Origin of the sequence: Oleidesulfovibrio alaskensis DSM 16109 (assembly GCF_000482745.1) — a bacterium.
Lineage (GTDB): Bacteria > Desulfobacterota > Desulfovibrionia > Desulfovibrionales > Desulfovibrionaceae > Oleidesulfovibrio > Oleidesulfovibrio alaskensis.
Window position 1 is genome coordinate 126,587 of record NZ_AXWQ01000005.1, and the last position, 21,664, is coordinate 148,250.

At 55.3% G+C, this 21,664-nt stretch carries 4 protein-coding genes; 3 read left to right on the top strand and 1 reads right to left on the bottom strand.

Annotation, left to right across the window (positions count from 1 at the left end):
- Positions 1 to 296 precede the first annotated feature (296 nt).
- Positions 297 to 1,070 (bottom strand): AraC family transcriptional regulator, encoded by a 774-nt coding sequence (locus tag H586_RS19870; protein ID WP_162147947.1) that lies wholly within the window; start codon positions 1,068 to 1,070, stop codon positions 297 to 299.
- A 352-nt stretch (positions 1,071 to 1,422) separates the two neighbouring features.
- Here H586_RS19870 and H586_RS0103455 point away from each other — a divergent pair, with 352 nt between their 5' ends.
- The 3 genes from H586_RS0103455 (at position 1,423) to H586_RS18010 (ending at position 21,654) form a co-directional block, all read left to right on the top strand.
- Positions 1,423 to 11,181 (top strand): hybrid non-ribosomal peptide synthetase/type I polyketide synthase, encoded by a 9,759-nt coding sequence (locus H586_RS0103455; RefSeq protein ID WP_027181376.1) that lies wholly within the window; start codon positions 1,423 to 1,425, stop codon positions 11,179 to 11,181.
- Between the two features lie 95 nt (positions 11,182 to 11,276).
- Entirely contained in the window at positions 11,277 to 20,861 is a 9,585-nt protein-coding gene (locus H586_RS18005) for a hybrid non-ribosomal peptide synthetase/type I polyketide synthase (protein ID WP_034618526.1), read from the top strand.
- Complete coding sequence (locus H586_RS18010; protein ID WP_051363839.1) at positions 20,851 to 21,654, top strand: thioesterase II family protein; 804 nt, start codon at positions 20,851 to 20,853, stop codon at positions 21,652 to 21,654. Before H586_RS18005 ends, H586_RS18010 begins: the two co-directional genes overlap by 11 nt.
- Positions 21,655 to 21,664 lie beyond the last annotated feature (10 nt).

Sequence of the window (21,664 nt, forward strand, 5' to 3'; positions counted from 1 at the left end):
ATAACCGACCTGACCGGCGCACAGCCGCAACCGGCACAGCTGCGTCAGTAACCATTCACAGCCCACATACTGCGCCCCTTGTTTTTTGGCAACCGGCCCCCGCGTGCCCCCGCAGTGAAAAAACGAGCGATATAACCACGCAACACGCTGTTTAAAAACAGAAAATACTAAAAGAATACGGACACAAAAAAAGCAATGACCGGCCTGTATGACCAGTCATCGCACGGAGTCCGCAGACTACAGGCTTACACCTGAACAGACTGAAGCAGCAGGTCCACCAGATAAAACGCCTGCAGTCACATGCCTGCAGTGTGACGCAGGCAGTACCGGCCTTTTGACACATCTTTGGGCAATACGCCGAAATTCTCTTTAAAGATCCGGCTGAAGTGCCCGAGACTGCTATACCCCACACTGACAGCAGCTTCAGTGACGTTCATCTCGCCTGATTCGATGCACCGTCTGGCATTTTCCAGACGTTTTTTCTTTATATACGAATAAACAGAGTCACCGGTATATTCTTTGAAGCAGGATTTCAGCTTGCTTGCACTCATGCCCAGCCGGCTTGCCAGTCCGGAAATGCATGGCGGATCCTCCAGATCTTCAGCAATAATCTCCACCGCACTGGCCATTTTTCTTATTTCCGCCACAGTTAACGGCTTTCTGCCCTGCGCATTGCGGGCCACAAGAAAGCTGTGCAGCAGCTCTATGGTTTTCGCTTCCAGAAAGAGCTTGCGTAAAGCGTCCACAGAGCCGGCCATCAGCACCTGTTTCACGCCTTCCATTTCCTGCGCCGTCATCTGGCCGAATTCAAGAACAGTGGCATCGGCACCGCCTCTGAGCAGCCGGTTCAACCCTTCGTGTGTAACCAGTTCATCCTCAAACATTGAGCGCAGTGCATCAATACGCACCGAAATTCCCACGCCCTGAATGCATGTATCGGGCGGATAGAGGCTCTGCCACGAATCGCCGGGCAGATGGAACATGCCGACATTGCCCTTGCCGGTACTCAATTTGCGCCCCCCCAGAAGCACATGCCACGACCCGCTTACACAAAAGCCGACATCCAGCATGCCGTCCTGCTGAACGTAAGAAAAAGAAATGTCTCTGCCCCGCCCTGTGCGCTGGCAAAAGGTAGTCAAAGAAAAATTACTGAAGCCGGTTGTTTCAACCTTTGAACATACTCTCTCTTGTATCATTTCCGCTTCCCCTGTTCTGCTGGCCTATATACGGTCGATTAGCGAAAATGATTTTCAATGTCAACAAAGACTGAAAAGAACATTACGCGGTAACGTTTTGATTTTCAGAATATTATTTTCTGGCTCATCGCAATAAAAAACTAGCTGTTCCTTACAGCCAGTCATACGTCAACCGGCTACAGGTAACGGCAAGCTTGTCAAACCTCTTCAACGCCCAGAGGACAGTATGAACTTCGACCCTGAAAGCACTACCGGTTCCGCACCTGCGGTTTCTTTGAGCGAAAATGCACTTAAAAAGCTTCTTTCTTTATATATTAACAGCATATTTCCGCACAAAGAACCTATAGAAGAAAGCATGGCCTTTGCCCGCTACGGCCTCGCCTCTGCGGATTTGCTGAATATGACCGCAGCCATAAGCAAACAGACAGGTATGCGCCTGCCGTCAACACTGGCTTTTGACTACCCTAACATACAGCTTATGGCACGGGCGCTCTACCGCAGACAACAACCGCAGGAACGCACCACGGAGCCGGTTGCCGCAACGCTCCGGGAAATACAGCAAAGTCCGGGCTTGCCCCGCAATATCGCGGATACTGACATTGCCGTCATCGGCATCGGGTGCCGCTTTCCCGGCGGCGCAGACTCTCCTGAAAAATACTGGGAACTTCTCTCGAACAGAGCCGATGCCATCAGTGAAATTCCGGCTGAACGCTGGGATATAGAACAATTTTATGATCCCCGACAGGGTGTTTCGGGAAAAATGAATACCAGATTCGGCGGATTCATTGACGATATTTACGGCTTTGATGCAGATTTCTTCGGCATATCACCAAGAGAAGCCAAAGCCATGGACCCTCAGCAACGCCTTGTGATGGAAGTTGCCGTACAGGCCCTCGGGAGTGCCGGACTGAACTGGCAGAAACTGGCAGGGACAGCCACAGGAGTTTTTGTCGGCGTCAGCGGCAGCGATTACGGCAGGCAGGCGCTCGTGTCTGCCGACAGCATTTCATTATACAGCGGCACGGGGTCAGCATCGTCCATCGTTGCAAACAGACTTTCATACTTCATGGGACTGCGCGGCCCCAGCATGGCTGTAGACACGGCCTGCTCCTCATCGCTGGTGGCTGTACATCTGGCCTGCCGCAGCATTATAAACAATGAGTGCGAAATCGCCATAGCCGGAGGAGTAAATGCCATCCTGACTCCTGAAATGCACATCATGTTCTCTCAGGCGGGGCTTATGGCACCTGACGGACGCTGCAAAACTTTCGACGCTTCCGCCGACGGGTATGTTCGTTCCGAAGGCTGCGGTATTGTGATTCTCAAATCATTTACCAAAGCCTTTGAAGACGGTGATCACATATGGGGAATAATCAAAGGCTCAGCAGTCAATCAGGACGGATTCAGCAGCGGACTGACAGTACCCAACGGCAGCTCACAGGAAGAACTTCTGCGGCAGGCTCTGAAAAACGCACGATGCCTTCCGGATGCCATAGACTACATAGAGCTGCACGGAACGGGCACCGCTGTGGGCGACCCCATCGAATTTTCGGCACTGCTCAGTGTGTTCGGTAACGATTCTGCCCGCAGGACCCCGCTGGCTTTAGGCTCGGTAAAAAGCAATATCGGCCATCTGGAACAGGCAGCAGGAATAGCAGGTTTCATAAAAGTGCTGCTGTGCATGAAGCATGGAATCCTCGCGCCGAACCTGCACTTTACCCGCCCCAATCCTCATATTCCCCTTGCAGACATGCCTGCCGCCGTCGTGACTGAAAGCACCTCTCTTGATACCTTTCAACAGCCCTTCACAGCAGGTATAAGCGGATTCAGCTTTGGCGGTACAAATGCGCACATCATTGTGGAATCGTATCTTTTTGATGATAATGAAAATCAAACTCATACAAAGCACGACCCCAACGCACCTCATATCGTCTTTTTTTCAGGCAGCAGCCACAACACGCTGATGCAGCATGCAGAAGCGATGGCAGCGTATATCAGAACGGCAGACCATGCGACGCTGGGCAGCATCAGCTACACTTCAGCTGCGGGCAGAAACCATTTATCACATCGGGCTGCCATCATCAGCACCGACAAACAGGGCCTGACAAACTCGCTTGCTTCGCTATTGCGCAACGAGCCAGACAATATGACCTTTACCGGGGTACGCACCGCCGGTCATCTGCCTGCGGGCATGGCCTTTACCGGACAGGGTGCACAATATTTCGGAATGGGCAGAAGCCTGTACGCAACCGAGCCTGTTTTCCGCAACAGCCTGCGGCGCTGCGCAGAAGCTCTCGCTCCTCATATGCCCGCACCGCTTATCCCTCTGATGCTCGAAGACGCTTTCAGCGCAGAGCGTATCAACGAAACAATTTTTGCCCAGCCCGCGCTCTTTGCTCTGGAATATGCCCTTGGTGAATTATGGCGGCATTGGGGATTCAGCCCAACGCTTGTGCTCGGGCACAGCATCGGTGAATTTGCAGCTGCGTATTTTGCCGGAGTTTTCAGCCTTGATGACGCAGCCATGCTTGTGGCCACCCGCGGCAGGCTCATGCAGGCGCTGCCTTCTTCGGGCGGTATGCTGGTTGTGTTTGCCGCGGCCGAAGCGCTGAAAGAAATTCTGCAACAGTACACAACATTGACCATCGCTGCGGAAAACACACCGTCAAACACTGTCGTCAGCGGCAGCCGTGAAGAGCTTTCCCGTCTGGAAGATCACCTCACGGACTCCGCCATACCTTTTACCCCGCTTGCAGTTTCCCACGCGTTCCACTCGCCCCTCATGCAGCCCATGCTCGATGATTTTATGAAGGCAGCTGACAAGGTTTCTTTCAGCCAGCCGGAAATACCCTTTCTTTCCACAGTCACAGGCACGCTGCTGACGCACGAGATAGCCTGCCCCGAATATTGGGCCAGGCACATCACCAGCCCTGTTATGTTCAGGACTGCCATGCGCAAACTGCGCCACTCCGGAACAGAAGCAATCATCGAAGCAGGGCCGGGCGCGGTTCTGTGCGGCATGTCGGCGGAATCCGGACTGCTGTGGGCGCCCACCCTGCAACGTGGGATTAATGACAGGGAATGCATCTCGGAAACTCTGGCCGCCATGTTCGCCGCAGGCATCGCACTGGACTGGGAGCGTGTTTTCGGAACGGCAAAACAACGCAAAATTCATCTTCCATCATATTTTTTCGACCACACATATTACCGGCATGATGTTCCCTCCAGCGCGGCTTGCAGCCTTCCGGCAGACCGCCGGATACAGCAGCACATAGCCGGCCGTAAAAAGGAAGCACAGGCGGAACGGAATGAAAAACAGCAGACACATAATGCGCTGTCTGACGTAGTGCGTGCAGTACTGCAGTGGCCGCAGGACAAGCCCCTGCCCGAAAACAGATCTTTCCTGCGGCTGGGCATTGATTCGCTTATGGCCATGCAGTTACGCAGCCATCTGCTTAAAGAGTACGCTGCAGAAATGACCCTATCAGAAATTCTGGCAGCCCCTTCGCTGGAGTGGCTGCGCTCGCAAATCGGTTCCGGAGGACAGAGTACCTCCGGAGCCGGCACCACGGCAGCCCTGCGGCACGACCCTGCAAACCGGTTCGCCGAATTTCCCCTGACAGAAGTTCAGAAAGCATACTGGATGGGACAAAATCCGGATATGCCACTGGGGGGGACATCGTGCCACGTATATGCCGAGGTGGATGTAAATAATCTGGACATAGCGCGTTTTGAGTCTGCCATACGTCTGCTCATAAAGCGCCACGACATGCTGCGGGCGAGAATACAGAAAGACGGAACCCAACGAGTACTGCCTGAAGTTCCGCCCTTTACGCTGCGTATCGACAGCCCCTCTTCAGAGCAGGAACTTGATGATCTGCTGAGGCACAAAAGGCACAAGCTGTCACAGGGGCTGCCGCAGGAAGCTGACGGCGCGCTGTTTTTCCTCTCCGCCACCAAAAAAGATACCGACGGACTGCGCATCCATGTGGTCTTCGATATGCTTGCCGGTGACGGACACAGCTTCATGATTCTGCTTGACGAGCTGGAACAGTTGTATGCAGGCAACACACCTCCAGCACCCATGCCGGAAATAACTTTCAGAGACTATGTGGCGTACAGCCGCAGCAGTGCAGAAACAAAAAACATTGCCGCAGCGCAGGAATACTGGAACCGGAGACTGCCGGAACTGCCTGCAGGCCCCGAACTGCCGTTGGTGACAGACCCTGCCGCCATATCCTATCCCCGCTTCGTCCGGCATAAAGGAAAGCTCTCCGCCGGTGCCTGGCAGACATTATGCGACAAGGCGTCTTCATACGGACTTACACCATCGGCAACGTTACTGGCGGCTTTCAGCAGGGTGCTCGGTGTCTGGAGCAGCACCAAACACTTCTGCCTCAACCTGACCCTGTTCAACCGCCCTGAAGAAATGCCCGACCTGCGCAATGTTGTCGGCGACTTCACAACACTGCTTCTGCTCGAAACCCATAACGCGCAGGCTCTGCCATTCATCCGGCACGCCGATGCAGTTCAGCGCAGGCTGATGACGGACCTTGAACACAGGGAAGTCTCCACGCTGAACCTTATCCATGAGCTGAGAAAGCAGCATGACGGTAAAGCGCTGTTAACCCCCGTTGTCTTCACCAGCCTGCTGCCTCTGACAAGATCAGGCGGGCGCAGGGGCTTTTCTCCCCGCGGTGCCGACGCCCGCGTAGAGTTCTGCATATCCCAGACACCGCAGGTTTACCTTGATCATCAGGTATATGAAGAAAAGGGAGAGCTCCGTTTCAACTGGGACATAGTGGACGGCATTTTCCCTCAGGGCATGATAGAATCCATGCTGCAGGCCTATATAAACCTGCTGGAAACACTGGCAGCCACAACGCAAGCATGGGAGCAGGATTTTTCAGCCGAAGCATTGCTGCCGCCCCTGTTCATGCAGCGCATCCGCGAACTCAACACGCCGCAAGACGGACATTCAGACGACACGCTGCTCTCGCTGTTTGAAAAAACCGTGGCCGGCACTCCGGATGCGGTGGCCGTACAAACAACACAGCTTACACTGACCTATGCACAGCTCTCGGGATATGCGGACGCAATAGCTTCCATCCTGCACCGCAACGGTGTTGCGGCCGGTGCACCTGTAGCCGTCATCATGAAAAAAGGATGGGAACAGATTGCGGCGGTTCTGGGCATTGTCAGGGCCGGTGCGGCCTTTCTGCCTGTCAATACAAGCCAGCCCTCAAGCCGCCTTGCCGCAATTCTGCAGCAGGCGCAGGCGCAAATGGCACTGGTTCAGAAAGACTACAACGCTCCTGCAGACTGGCCTCAGCATATAGACAGGATAGAGGTATCGGCCGGACTGTGCAAAGCGGGCGGCAGCGGTCCCTTTGTACCGCCCGCCCCGTCCGACCTCGCCTATGTCATTTTCACCTCCGGCTCCACCGGCACCCCCAAGGGGGTCATGCAGGACCACGCCAGCGTTGTGAACACCATCACCGCGGTAAACAGCGGATATGGCATCACCTCCGAAGACGTCGTTTTCGGAGTCTCCAATCTGGACTTCGACCTTGCGGTATATGACATATTCGGCACCTTTGCCGCCGGAGGCACGCTGGTGCTGCCGGATGCGGAACAGCGCAAGGAACCTGCACACTGGCTTGAACTGATTGAACGTTTCGGCATCAGTGTATGGAACTCCACACCGCCCCTTATGCAGATGCTGACAACATACGCGGAAGCCGCCCCCCGGAGCTTGCCGCAGATAAACACGGTAATGCTGAGCGGGGACTGGATTCCCGTACCGCTGCCTGCGGCCATACACGCGCTGTTTCCTCTGGCCCGCATTTTCAGCATGGGAGGCGCCACAGAAGCGGCAATATGGTCCGTCAAATATGATACTGCGCAGCTGCCGCAGGGCAGCCGTACTGTTCCTTACGGAACGCCCCTGCCCAACCAGAAACTGATGGTTCTGGACGAACAGCTTGAAATTGCTCCGGCATGGGTGACAGGCGAACTGCACATAGGCGGCAAAGGGCTTGCTCTGGGGTATCTGAATGATCCGGAAAAGACTGCCGCCCAGTTTATCAGGCATCCGCGCACAGGAGAAAGGCTGTACAAGACCGGCGATCTGGGGCGCTACCTTCCCGACGGCACCATAGAATTCATTGGACGCAAGGACGCGCAAGTCAAAATACGCGGACACAGGGTCGAACCGGGAGAAATAGAACACTGCCTGTTGCGGCATCCCGCTGTCCATAAAGCTGCCGTAATCGCAGTGGGTGACGCAGGCAAACCACGATCGCTGGCAGCGTTTGTCGTGACAACGGCCCACGATGAGCTGCGTGCGTTTTTACGGAGCAACCTGCCGGAACATATGGTTCCTTCACAGATAATCGCCGTACCTGCTCTGCCGCTTACAGAAAACGGCAAACTGGACCGCAAGGCTCTGCAACGGATGATTCCGGCCAGAGAAGACCGCAATGCGGCAACGGCAGGCCCTGAACAGCAGCTTCTCGGCAGCATATGGGCCGCTGTACTTGGGCAGCAGACGGATATGGACACAAGCTTTTTTGAAGCGGGCGGGGATTCTCTGCTCGCAACACGGGTCATGGCGGATATACGCCGGCAAGCCGGCATAGAAATAAGCCTGAACACACTGTTCATGCACCCCACAATCAGAGAACTGGCCCATGTGATAGCTGAAAAGCGCGCTGAAAAAGAACAAGGCCCGGATGAGCAGCGGATGCTTACGGCAGACAGTGAAAACCGTTATGAGCCATTCCCCCTGACTGCGGTGCAGCATGCCTACTGGCTGGGCCGGAACGCTTCTTTTGAACTGGGCAACGTGGCAGCCCACTTCTATTACGAAATCGACGCCACCGGTCTGGATATCGCACGGCTGTCAGCCGCATGGAACATGGTCATCAGCCGTCATGACATGCTGCGCACCATCATTCACGACAACGGTACACAGCAGGTACTGCAAACAACCGGTGTCTACAGCTTTCCTGCAACTGATTTAAGAAAGAGCGACAGCCAGACCATAGACCGGCACCTTGAAAAAGTCCGGCAGGAAATGTCCTGCCAGATGCTGGATACCAGCCGCTGGCCGCTTTTTGACATCCGCATCACCATGATGCCCGAAGACCGGTTCCGGTTGCACATTGACATTGACAACACCATCGCTGATGCGTGGAGCCTTTTCACCGTACTGAGAGAATGGGCAGACCTGTACGCCGATCCGGAAAAAAACCTGCCTCTGGCTGCAATAGGCTTCAGAGACATAGTGCTGGCTTCGCAGGCGATTACTGACACCCAGGCCCGCAACGCAGATAAACAGTACTGGCTGGAAAGACTGAAAACTCTTCCTCTGGCGCCCGAACTGCCACTTGCCGCTGATCCTTCTTCAATAGAAAAGCCCGTTTTTTCGCGCCTTAGCGACCGCCTTGCCCCGGCAAGATGGAAAAAACTGCAACAGCAGGCACAGAAGCACAATGTAACCCCCTCTGCCCTGCTCATGTGCGCATTCGGCACAGTGCTGCGCCGCTGGAGCAAGGAAGACGCATTTTCCATCAATGTGACGTTGTTCAACAGACCGTCAGTACATCCTGACATCGAAAAAGTTGTCGGGGACTTCACCTCGCTGACACTACTGGAAATGCCCGATACACGGGAAAACTTTGCCCGCACGGCACAGGCGCTGCAGCAGCAGCTGTGGACAGACATGGACCACAGCCGGTTCGACGGTGTGGAGGTAATGCGCCATCTTGCCCAGCAGCATAATCTGGGCGGCAAAGCAGTCATGCCGGTAGTGTTCACCAGCGCTCTTATGGGGTCTGCAGGGCAGGATGCCTCTGTGCTGACCAGTCTGGGAGACATGGTTTACAGCATTTTCCAGACACCGCAGGTGTGGCTTGACCATCAGGTGTATGAACACCACGGAGAACTGGTACTCAACTGGGATTCCATTGACGGACTTTTTCCGGCCGGGGTCATGCAGGACATGTTTACAAGCTACATCGGCCTGCTGAACAGCCTTGCCGACCGACAGGAGAATTGGGGTTCTGCGGAACTTGCGTTGCCGCCGGAACAGGTCAGGCGCAGAAAGCACATGAACGATACCACGGAAAAGGTTTTGCCGGTCACGCTGCATGCCCTGTTTGAAAAAAGCGCACAGAAACACGGACAGCGCCCTGCCATCAAGGCGCATGACCGCACCCTGACATATGCCGAGCTTGACCGCGAATCGGCAGCCGTTGCGGCGCTGCTGAAAGCCAGAGGAACCGGCCCGGGGGATATTATCGCTGTCTGCATGGAAAAAGGATGGCGGCAAAGTGTCGCAATACTGGGCACAATCCGTGCAGGAGCTGCGTATCTGCCCATAGCCATGCCGCATCCGGCAAAACGCCTTGAGGCCATTCTCTGCGATGCGGGCGTAAAAGCAGTGCTTACCCGGCAGGAGCTGCAGGCAACGGCTGGCTTTGAAGCTGCTCCGGTACTGTGCCTGGAAGAGGCTGATATTTTTTCCGGAGAAAATGCCCCGCCGGCTGCGGAGTTATCTGCTGCGGCAACCGCCTACGTCATTTACACCTCAGGCTCCACAGGCCTTCCCAAAGGTGTGGTGTGCAGCCATCAGGCTGCCGCCAATACCATTCTGGACATCAATGCCCGTTTCGGCGTGTCAGAAACCGATACCGTTCTGGGTATTTCGGGTGCCGGGTTCGACCTGTCAGTTTACGACATGTTCGGCGCGTGGGCAGCGGGCGCTGCCGTGGCACTGCCCGATCAGGCCTGCGGCAACGACCCGGCAGCATGGTATGAATGCATCATCCGGACAACGGCCACCATCTGGAATTCCGCCCCTGCCCTGATGCAGATGCTGCTGTCGCATGTGACAGGCACAGCAAAAGCATTTCCTGCAAGCGTCCGCCTGACGCTGTTAAGCGGCGACTGGATATCACGCCGTATGGCGGCAGACCTGCGCAGTACGGCTCCGGACATGACTCTTGCCAGTCTGGGCGGCGCGACGGAAGCCGCCATCTGGTCGGTGCTGCACGTCATAAAAGATGTCGATTTCAGCCTCCATGCCATCCCGTACGGTACCCCCATGACCAACCAGCAGATGCACGTGCTGAATGCCGCACTGGAACCTTGCCCCGAGTGGGTGCCGGGACAACTGTACATCGGCGGCAGGGGACTGGCGGAAGGTTATCTTAACGACCGGCATAAAACGCAGGCGGCATTCATCACCCATCCTGCAACGGGAGAACGTCTGTATAAAACCGGAGACCTTGCCCGTGTAAGACCTGAAGGATTCATAGAATTTCTCGGAAGAGAAGACCAGCAGGTCAAAATAAGGGGGCACAGGGTTGAACTGGGTGAAATTGAAAACGCGCTCACACTCCATCCGCAAATTAAAGAGGCGCTGATCACGCTGCACGGCGAATCCATATCCGGCAAGCGCCTGCTTGCCTACCTGACAGTACAGCAGCAGCCACCTGCAGCAGAAGAACTGCGGGACCATCTGGCTCAGGTTCTGCCTCGTTTCATGATTCCGGACCATTTCTTTTTTCTTACGGAATTCCCTGTGACCGCCAACGGCAAGATTGACCACAAGGCTCTTCCGCTTCCTTCCGAAGAGCAGGCTACGCATGCCGTACAGACCGGCGGCAGCGATCTGGTGCAGGCGCTGCAGGGCTATCTGGCTGCGGCTCTGGAATCACAGGCGGTGCTCCCTGATGCGAACTTCTTTGATATGGGCGTCAGTTCCTTTCATCTGGTGCAGGTACAAAACGACATCCGGAACCATCTGGGCAAAGAAGTCCAGATCATGGATTTCTTTATGTACCCGACAATTACGGAATTTGCCGCCTTTCTGGAGCAGGACATCTCCGCAGTACATACGGAGCAGTCCGCATCCGCTGCCGCCGCCTCAGAAAAATCGCCGCGAAGACGTCAGGGGAAACGCCGGAACACAAGGTAGCCAGTTCCCTGCCGGACGGGAAGGAAAGCCCCCCGCCGCTTTCCTTCCCGGATTCAGGCTCTGCACACATTTTCCCAAGAACAGAAAGGAATATTATGTCTTCTGAATACATTGCAGAAAGAATTGCCGTAATCGGAATGTCCTGCCGCTTTCCCGGAGCATCTTCTCCCGACGCCTTCTGGCACAACATCCTGCTCGGCACCGAGTCACGTTCCGAGTTTACCGGAAGTGACCTTCTTGATGCCGGAATTACCGAAAAGTCCCTGAAAGACAAAAACTATATTTCTTCAGGCTGCATAATCGACGACAGCGATGTGGAAACATTTGATCCCGCTTACTTTGCCATATCCCATACCGAAGCAGAGGTAATGGATCCTCAGCAGCGGCTTTTTTTGAAATGCGCAGTGGAAGCGATGGAAAATGCCGGCTACCACGGCCGGGATGGCTTGCGCACAGGTGTTTATGCCGGATCACGCACCAGCACCTATATTCACGGTTTTTGCGGCAACCCCTATCTGCAGTCCGGCACGGGTGAGGGGTTTCAGATTCTCGTGGGCAATGACAAAGACTACCTTGCCAACCGGGTGGCATATAAGCTCAATCTCAAAGGGCCTGCCGTAGTTGTCCAGTCTGCCTGCTCCACATCACTGCTGGCAATTCATCTTGCCTGCGAAGCTCTGCGCAGCGGCGAGTGCGACATGGCCCTTGCGGGCGGCGTTGCGCTGATGATTCCGCAGCGCATGGGCTTTGAACATCAGGAAGGAATGATCCTGTCACCGCAAGGGCATTGCAGACCCTTCTGCGCAGATGCGGACGGCACTGTTTTCGGCAACGGTGCCGGTATTGTCGTCCTGAAACGTCTGGAAGACGCTCTGCGTGACAGCGACCACATAGAGGCAGTCATTGCAGGCTCAGCAGCCAACAATGACGGTGCAGCCAAGGCAGGCTATACAGTACCCAGCCACGAAGGACAAACAAGAGTCATAGAAGACGCACTGGCATACTCCGGCGTGGAAGCTGCAAGCATAGGGCTTATCGAGGCCCACGGCACCGGCACCCCGCTTGGCGACCCCATTGAAATAGCCGCGCTCTCCTCTGTCTATGCAGACAGAACAACCCGTAAGGAATTTTGCGCCGTAAGCTCCATCAAGGCGAACATAGGACATCTGGACGCGGCAGCTGGCGTTGCAAGCTTCATTAAAGCCGTCCTGTGCGTCAAACATGCCCGGATTCCTCCCGCTGCAAACTTCACCACCCTCAATCCGCGGATAAAACTGGACGGATCACCTTTTTACATCCCTCGCCGGGCGGCGCAGTGGAATCGCACGGCAACACCGCGGCGGGCAGGAATAAGCTCGTTCGGCATAGGTGGAACCAATGTGCACATGTACATTGAAGAGCCGCCCTTACAGCCGGCAATGCCGGATACAGGCAGCAATCCTGTTCTGCTGACAGTATCCGGCAATGATGCCGCTGCGTTGCAACGCAATCTCATACGTTGGGCAGACTATGTTGTTCAGGAACATACAACACAGGACTGGCGGCTGGCAGATGCATGCTATACCGCGGCCACGGGAAGAAAACACTGCCGGTACCGTTATGCTGTAACAGCCTGCACTGCGCAGGAAATGCATACGCACCTGCGTAATGCAGCGCAAAGCAGCATGTTCCGGCAGACCGGCGGAGGGCTGAAAACAGCGTTTGCCTTTACCGGACAGGGCACCCAGTACACAGGTATGGGGCAAAAAGCATACAGCACATACCCCGTGTTCAAAGAGGCTTTGGATACATGCGCTGATATTCTGGCCGATACCCTCGACTATCCCCTGCCTGAAATTCTCTTCAACCCTGCCTGCAAGGACCTCCTCTGCCAGACGCGCTACGCGCAGCCCGCACTTTTTGCTCTGGAATACGCGCTGGCTACTCTGCTCCGGTCGTGGGGAATAACTCCTGCCGCAGTGATAGGCCACAGTGTCGGAGAATATGTGGCCGCAGTCGTAGGCGGTATTTTTTCTCTTCAGGACGGTCTGGCGATAATAGCCAAACGCGGCGAACTGCTGCAAAACCTTGCTGGCGGAACCGGCATGACCGCAGTCCGGCTGCAAGAGGATCAGCTTGAAAAACTTATAAAAAAAATGGGCCTGCCTCTGGATATCGCAGCTGTGAATGCCGATTCCGGCACCGTGGTTGCCGGCACGTCAGAAGCCCTTGCACTGCTGCACGCCGAACTTGGCAGACAGAATACAGCCCACACGCCTTTGAAAGTTTCCCACGCGTTTCACTCACGCCATACCGAACCGGCAATGGACCCGTTCGCAACGTTCCTGCAGGGCTTTTCCATCAGCCCCCCTGCAATGGATTTCATATCCAACCTGACGGGAAAAAAAGAGAATTCCGCAGTGCAGTCCCCGGAATACTGGGCTTCCCACATCCGGAATACTGTCAGGTTCAAAGACGGGGTCCGCTGCCTGCAGGAGTGCGGCATCACAACCGTTATAGAAATCGGCCCCGCAGAAGTGCTCTCAACACTGGCGCAGTTCAACGCAGACGCAACGGAAGAAACCCCGCGCAACCGGCAGATGCCGCTATGGATTCCTTCTTTGCGCAGGGGAATTGATGATGAGCAGAGCCTGCTTGACATGCTTGGCCGCATATACCAGCAGGGCCACAATCCGGACTGGCACGCTGTATTTGCACACCGTCCGCACCGGCGTATTCCCGCACCGGTGTATTCATTCAGCACCGAACGGTTCTGGCGCGGCAAAACACACGCCCGCATCAGGCACACGCTCCTGCGCGGACTGAGCTCGTCGCAAAAGCCGGACAGCTCTATCCGGGATATCGATATCAGGCGCTGGTCCGCCGCCTCTGAAGAGCTGGCAGCACTGTACTGCCGGAAAGCACTCCATGAACTGGACCAGCAAGCTCATCCCCCTGCTTCCGGATATTCTGAGCTTATAACCTCACTCCGTAAGCATCTGTCAGAAAAACATGCAGACATGCTCCCTGCAGGCGATATCACCATCGGACATCTGGAACAGAAAGAAAGGCAACTTGCAGAAGAATTCCCTCAGGCGCACGTCCTTCTTGCTTTTTTAAAACAGCGGGGAAGAACATTAAAGGACGTGCTCAGCGGACGCTGCAGGCCGGAACAGGCTGTTCTGGAAATGGGAGACACCGCGGAGTTCATGCAGCAGCTGCACGCCACACCTTTTTTCCGCTTTTACAATGAACAGTTGCAGAATGCCGTCAGCACCATCATTGCCGACACCTCTCACGGCAGCAAAGCGATCAGAATTCTGGAAGCAGGCGCTCTGACAGGTGGAGCATCGGCGTATCTTGCCCGTACCCTGAAAGAAAACATTGCATTTTCCATAGCGGAAGCTTCCGCGCACGCCGGAGCACTGGCCAAACGCAACATGCCTCAGCAGACCCGGGTGCTTGTTGCAGACATCTTTTCATCCCCTTGTCCGCAACAACACGGCCTATATGACATTATTATCGCCGCAAACCAGCTGCACGGTACTCCGGATGCAGAACTGGCCCTGCGCAATGCTGCTTCTTATCTGCTTCAGGGCGGGATACTGCTCTTCAGAGAGACATACAGACCGACACTGGTCACGCTTATGGCTTTCGGTCCGCTTTTGCCTGTACGGAAAGATACGGTCCTGCGCCCCCGCTCCGCGTATTTGTCTGACGGACAGTGGATTGAGCTGTGCACACGGTGCGGCTTCAGCCACGCAGTCAAACTGTTTGCCGGACATGAAGAAAACAGCATTTTGGGAGAAATAACGCTGGCGGCACAACGCGCAGAGAACAATCCCGGCGGCACATGGGCATTTGAAAACGACCTCTCCGGTTCTGCCGCACGCACTGACAGCATAACAGAAAAAAACAGCGGGCAGCCTTACGGCGTCTATACCGCCGAATGGATTCATGCGGGAAAGACAGATTCCGCCGGCAGCACTGCGGGCGTAACGTGGAGCGTCTACCCGCACCCGTCCGCATCACCTTTTGCTGAAAGCATCATTGCTCAGCTGCGCGCAGCCGGAGCGCCGTTCAGCATCCGCTTTGATGAGGCTGACACCCCCCTGCCGCCGGATAACATACTTTTTATTCCCGCAGAGCGGACAAGCGCGGACAGCAGCGAAGCCGATACAGCGGGACATGAAACCGGACGCTTTATTGCGCTGCTGCAACGCCACAGCAAAACCGCACGCCGGATACTGCTTTTGTGCCCGGCAGGCACCGATGCCATGCCGACTCCCACAGGTGCCGCACTGCAGGCTCTTGCAGAAACAGCGGCAGCAGAACACCCCGGAATAGAAATATCTGTACGCCATTGTAGCGCGGCAACATGCGCACGCCAGCTGCAGGCCGTGCTGACAGAAAACATGCGCGAGCCTGTCGTCATCACGGAAACAGGGGAGCTGCGCGTACGCCGGATACGGCGCACACAGCTTCCCCACGGACAACCCGGCATACAGATTGGCACCGCAGCAACATGCCTTATCACAGGAGGTCTGGGCGGGCTGGGGTTGCAGCTTGCCGGCTGGCTGATACAGCGCGGAGCACGCTCTGTTGTTCTGACGGGCAGAAACGCCCCTTCGCCGGAAGCAGATGAAAAAATCCGTGCATGGGTCAGGCAGGGAGTCCACATATCCACGGCAGCGGCGGATATTACCACTGAAGCAGGCTGGAGCCGCATTGAAACCGTACTGCGGGAACACCCCGAGGTAACGTATGTATTTCATGCAGCGGGAATTGCCAGCCAGAAGCCCGTCAACACACTGGAACAGCATGAACTGCAGGCAACGCTGGCAGCCAAGACATCAGGGACAGAACGTGTTCTTGCCTTCTGCAGCAGACACAATGCACATGCTGTTCTGTTCTCATCTATAGCCACCATGTGGACTACTTCCGGATTCGGTGCCTATGCGGCAGCCAACGCGTTTATGGACGCTCTGGCAATGCGGCAAAAAGTAACCGTGCTCAACTGGGGCGGCTTTTCCGATGCCGGTATGATAGCCGGCAGCAAAACGCTGCTGGACGGGCAACGCTCCATGGGGCTCTTTCCGCTTGTATGCGCAAGGGCTTTCGATACTCTTGATCTTGTACTGGCAAATGACATTCACCATGCCGCAGTCATTGATGCAGACTGGAAAAAATTCTTTGCCTCCCTGCAAACCGTACCTGCAGTTTTCACAGAACTGCACCCCTGCGGTGCCGAAAGCAGCCCCGCGGAAAAAACGCAACACAACTCCGGCATACAGGAGCGGGGCTACGACATCACAACAATGTCTCATGCTCAGCGGATAACAGCAATTTCCGGCTGGCTGCACAACAACATTTCGGCGACACTGCGCATTGCTCCGGAAAAACTGACAAGTGACACTGATCTTCTCACTGTGGGGCTTGATTCTCTGCTGTTCCTCAGCCTTTCGCAGCAGCTCGAAAAGGAACTGGGGCTCAAGCTTTCTCCCGGTCGTATATTTGAAATGCCGACCATAGCAGAGCTTGCCGAATTTCTAGCCGGTGTGGAAGACAATGCAGAAGGACAAAAAAATACCAGAGCAGAAACACAGACCACCGGCAGCACCTGCGCCATCACACCGCAACCGCACCTGCGGCATGAACCGTTTCCCCTTACAGACATTCAGCATGCCTACTGGATAGGCAGGACCGGCGCTTTTGAACTGGGTGGTATTGCCTGCCAGAGTTATGCCGAATTTAACGCCGCGGATCTTGACCCTGTGCGTTATGAAGAAGCCTGGAACAGGCTGATTGCAAGGCACGACATGCTGCGCGCGGTATTCATGCCGGACGGGACCCAGAAAATACTGGCGGAAGTTCCCCGCCTGACCATCCCTGTAAAAGAGCTGGCAGACCTGCCGGCTGCCGAACAGCAGAAACAGCTGCTTGCAATGCGTGAGTCTCTCTCGTCCATAACGCTTGATCCGGAGTCATGGCCGCTCTTTCATGTTGAAATTTCCCATACAGGGCAGGGCCGTTACCGCATACATATGATCCTCGATCTGCTCATCGTGGACGTTTTCAGCGGCATGCTGCTGATACGCGAGCTGCAGCACCTGTACGACGCTCCTGACACTGCCCTGCCTCCGCTCGAGCTTTCATTCCGCGACTATGTCATGGCGGAAATGGCATACAGAAAAAGCACCCGGTGGCAGCAGGCGCAGGATTACTGGATGCAGCGGCTGGACACTCTGCCGCCGGCACCGGACCTGCCGCTTGCCCGACAGATCAGCGATATAGAGCGCCCCCGCTTTTTCCGCAGACAGTACAGACTCGGCAAAGAACGCTGGAGCGCCATCAAGGGAGCTGCAGCCGCTAAAGGGATCACGCCTTCAAGTGTGCTGCTGGCAGGCTATGCCGAGGTGCTGGCGCAATGGAGTGCCTCCGCCCGCTTCACGCTGAACGTCACCCTCTTCAACCGCAAGCAGTTCCACAAACAGATCAATGAAATCATCGGAGACTTCACCTCCACCACTCTTTTGGAAATAGACATCACCCGGCAGTCCGGCTTTGCGGAACGGGCTGAAAGCCTGCAAAAACAGCTGTGGAAGGACCTTGAACACAGGGATTTCAGCGGAGTGCGCCTGCTGCGCGAGCTTGCACGCAAAGGCAGCCTGCGGCTGGGGGCTGCCATGCCCGTGGTATTTACTGCAAACATAACCAGCCAGAGCACACAGGAAAAAGCCGTGCTCGACACCCTGCATTTCCAGAGCACCCAGACCCCGCAGGTGTGGCTGGACAATCAGGTATATGAGGAAGAAGGCAACCTGCTTGTTTACTGGGATGTTGTTGATGACCTGTTTCCGGACGGCATGGTGGACGACATGTTCACAGCATATTGCTCCATTATCGATACTCTTGCCTCGGAATCCTGCAAGAGCGCGTGGGATGCGCCTGTACCGCAGCTGACACCCGGGGCGCAGCTTGCCGTGCGCAACAGGCGGAACTATCCCGTTCACCCCTGCTGCCACGACCTGCTGCACACCGCCCTTGAAGTACAGGCGGCAGCTGCCCCCCGTAAAACAGCCATCATCTGCCAGAACAGACACATCAGCTATGCACAGCTATGGCGTCAGGCCGCAGCGCTCCGCAATCAGCTTGCGGATGCAGGTATACGTTCCGGCACTCCGGTGCCTGTCCTGCTGCCCAAAAGCTGGCAACAGATCGCGGCCGTACTGGGCATACTGCAGGCAGGCGGCGCATACGTCCCGCTGGATGTCGAATACCCCGACGGCAGAATACGACACCTGATCAGCGAGCTGAAAACCGGCGTCGTTGTCACTGATGCAGCAAACAGCGCCCGGATCGAAAAAAGCGCCGGCCGGACCATTCTGGTCATGGAGCACCTTGAACCTGTGGCAGACCAGCCTGAGGTGTCAGCTTCACGCAGCACTCCGGATGATCTTGCCTACATAATTTACACATCAGGCTCCACGGGTACTCCCAAAGGGGTGATGACAAGCCACAAAGGCGCCGTCAACACCGTTCGGGATATAAACAGGCGCCTCGCGGTGACGGCTAAAGACAATGTTGCGGGACTAGCCAATCTGAACTTTGACCTTTCGGTCTATGACATTTTCGGTGTTCTGGGATGCGGAGGCAGCCTTGTACTGCCGGACATCCGGGACATGAAAAATCCCGCTTCATGGATCGATATGATTGAACAGGAACGCATCACCCTGTGGAACTCTGTGCCCACATTAATGCAGATGCTGCTGGAATACCTGCCAAACGGCCTTGAAGGACGCCTGCAGACGCTGCGCTGCATCATGCTGAGCGGAGACTGGATTCCGATACAGCTTGCAAAAGAAATCAAATCACGCCTTCCCCTCGCTGCGCTGTTCAGTCTCGGCGGCGCTACCGAAGCCTCCATCTGGTCTGTGATACATGCAGTCGAACAGATCCCCCCGCACTGGAACAGCGTTCCGTACGGGCGTGCAATGGATAACCAGACGGTTCAGGTTCTTGATCATCTGCTGCGCGAACGTCCGGACAATGTCACCGGCGGCATATATCTGGGCGGAACAGGACTGGCAGAGGGCTACTGGAACGCACCGGAAAAAACAGAGCGCAGTTTTATAACCCACCCCGCTGACGGCAGACGCCTTTACCGGACAGGCGATCTGGGCCGTTACCTGCCCGACGGCAGCATTGAAATTCTGGGACGCGAGGATTTTCAGTTAAAAATATCAGGCTACCGCATTGAACCGGGAGAAATTGAAGCGCAGCTCAACAGTCATCCTGCTGTTTCGCAGAGTATCGTTTCCGCAATTACTGACAATTCCGGAAAAAAAGTCTTGTGTGCGCACTGGGCAGGTAAAAAAGACACCTCGCCCGAAGAGCTGGCACTTTTTATCTCGGAAACACTTCCACACTATATGGTGCCCAAAATATTTGTGCATGTGACTGCTTTTCCTCTGAACGCCAACGGAAAAGTAGACCGCAGTGCACTGCACGTGCCGCAAGAACACTATGCAGTACCGGAGCGGACTGCCACCTTCTCTGCCGCGGAGCAGCTGGTGGCGCAAGCCATGACAGAAGTGCTTGCCGTACAGCCTGCCGGTCCGGAAGCTGACTTCTTTGACATGGGCGGAGACTCGCTGCTGGCCATCAGGCTTATCAACAGTCTGAAAAAGAAAACCGGCATATCTGTCTCTGTTCCGGAATTTTTTCAGGATTCAACCATAAAGGCCGTGGCAGAAAAAATCGCCGCACATGGCAATACCGGCACAGGCAGCAGAGCGGAAACATGCCTGACAGCACCGGCAGGACAACAGAACGGCCCTTCCGTATATCTGGTGCATGAAGGGTCAGGCACGCATATGCGGTTGCGTGAACTGCATATGCAGCTGAGCAGGCGTTGCAAAGTAACCGGCATTATCCTGCCGCAGCACCTTCCGGCAGGGGTCAGCGCCCGCAAGCCTGATACACTTGCAAACTACTATGCTGACGCCATTGCCGCATCAGGCGAAAAAGGCCCCTGCCTGGTTGCAGGATACTGCATCGGCGGATTTCTCGCTCCCCTCATATCCCGCCGCCTGCAATACCATGGCATTGCAACTTTCCAGCCGGTGGTCATTGATCCGCTGCCCGCCAAACCGCTGCTGACCAGAGACCCTGTTGCCCTGCTCTACTGGGCGGCATCCTACTTCAAAATTCCGCCGGAAACACTCGGACTGAATTTTATCACGCTGGATGTTCTGGAACAGATACAAAACAATACACTGGAAAAGAACCACCCCGCCGGCAGTGTATATCATTCCCTGGCAGGTCTTTCGCAACAGGAAGCCGCAGCAAAACTGTTCAGCAGTCTCAATGGCAATGCAGACAGTTTTGACAACGCCACAATGGAACAGTTTTCACTGTGGGTGAACAACATCATGAATCTGCAGATGGGGACCGCAGATATCCGGTATGTTCCGCCGTTAAAAGGCATCACGGTAATCGAGGCGCAACTGCCCGAAAGTTATTCGGGAGCGGAGTTTGAAAACATCAGAGACTTCTGGACCAAATGGAGTGAAGGACCGGATTCCGTCACTGTCATTCCGCGCAGCGAAGACCATTTAGACATCATCGGACAATCAGGAAGTGCATTCATCGCCGACACAATAAAAAGCATTATGGAGCAACAGTTGTATGCAGGCTGATAAAAACAGCGTTTCCAGATGGCTTCCGGACCTTAAGGCAGAAGACGAAAACAAAGCCGGTGTGAGACTTTTTTGTTTTCCGTATGCCGGCGGAGGAGCTTCTGTCTTCAGGCACTGGCAAGTCGGATTGCCGTCACAGATACAGGTTTGCCGCGTTCAGCTGCCGGGCAGAGAGCGTCGCATGCAGGAGCCGCCGCACACAAACCTTGTACAGCTTGTCAGAGAGATGCTTGATGCTCTGCTGCCCTGCTTCGAAGAAAAACCGTTTGCTTTTTACGGCCACAGCATGGGCACCCGCATTGTTTTTGAAACAGCACTCCAGATCCGCAATCGTACGGGACTGACGCCGGTGCACATGTTCATGGCTGCCTGCGATGCCGTGGGCTTTCCGGAGCGGCCACCGGCGCACACACTTCCTGATGATCATTTTGTCGATGTAATCAGACAACTGAAAGGAACACCTGAAGAAGTGCTGGCAAATGAAGAACTGATGAATATATTCCTGCCTCTTTTACGGGCTGATTACCGCCTTAAGGAAACGTATAAGCCCGGGGAAACAGAGCCTTTTGCATGTCCCATAACAGCATTTTCGGGAGCGGACGACGCGGAAACATGTGCCGCCGGCATGCTTGCATGGAGCAGACATGGAAATGACCTGCACCTGAAGACATTCAACGGTGGTCACTTTTTTCTGCACACACATGCCGACGCCCTGTTGAGCGAAATTGGAAACAGGCTGACGCAACACGCCCCTGCAACCAGCCGGAGCACGACAATCCATGCACACCTGTAGCGGTCACAGC

Excerpts from the sequence above, each read along its gene's own strand:
- H586_RS19870 (WP_162147947.1), bottom strand. The coding sequence starts at position 1,070 with ATGCTGGATGTCGGCTTTTGTGTAAGCGGGTCGTGGCATGTGCTTCTG.
- H586_RS18005 (WP_034618526.1), top strand. The coding sequence starts at position 11,277 with ATGTCTTCTGAATACATTGCAGAAAGAATTGCCGTAATCGGAATGTCC.
- H586_RS18010 (WP_051363839.1), top strand. The coding sequence starts at position 20,851 with ATGCAGGCTGATAAAAACAGCGTTTCCAGATGGCTTCCGGACCTTAAG.
- H586_RS0103455 (WP_027181376.1), top strand. The coding sequence starts at position 1,423 with ATGAACTTCGACCCTGAAAGCACTACCGGTTCCGCACCTGCGGTTTCT.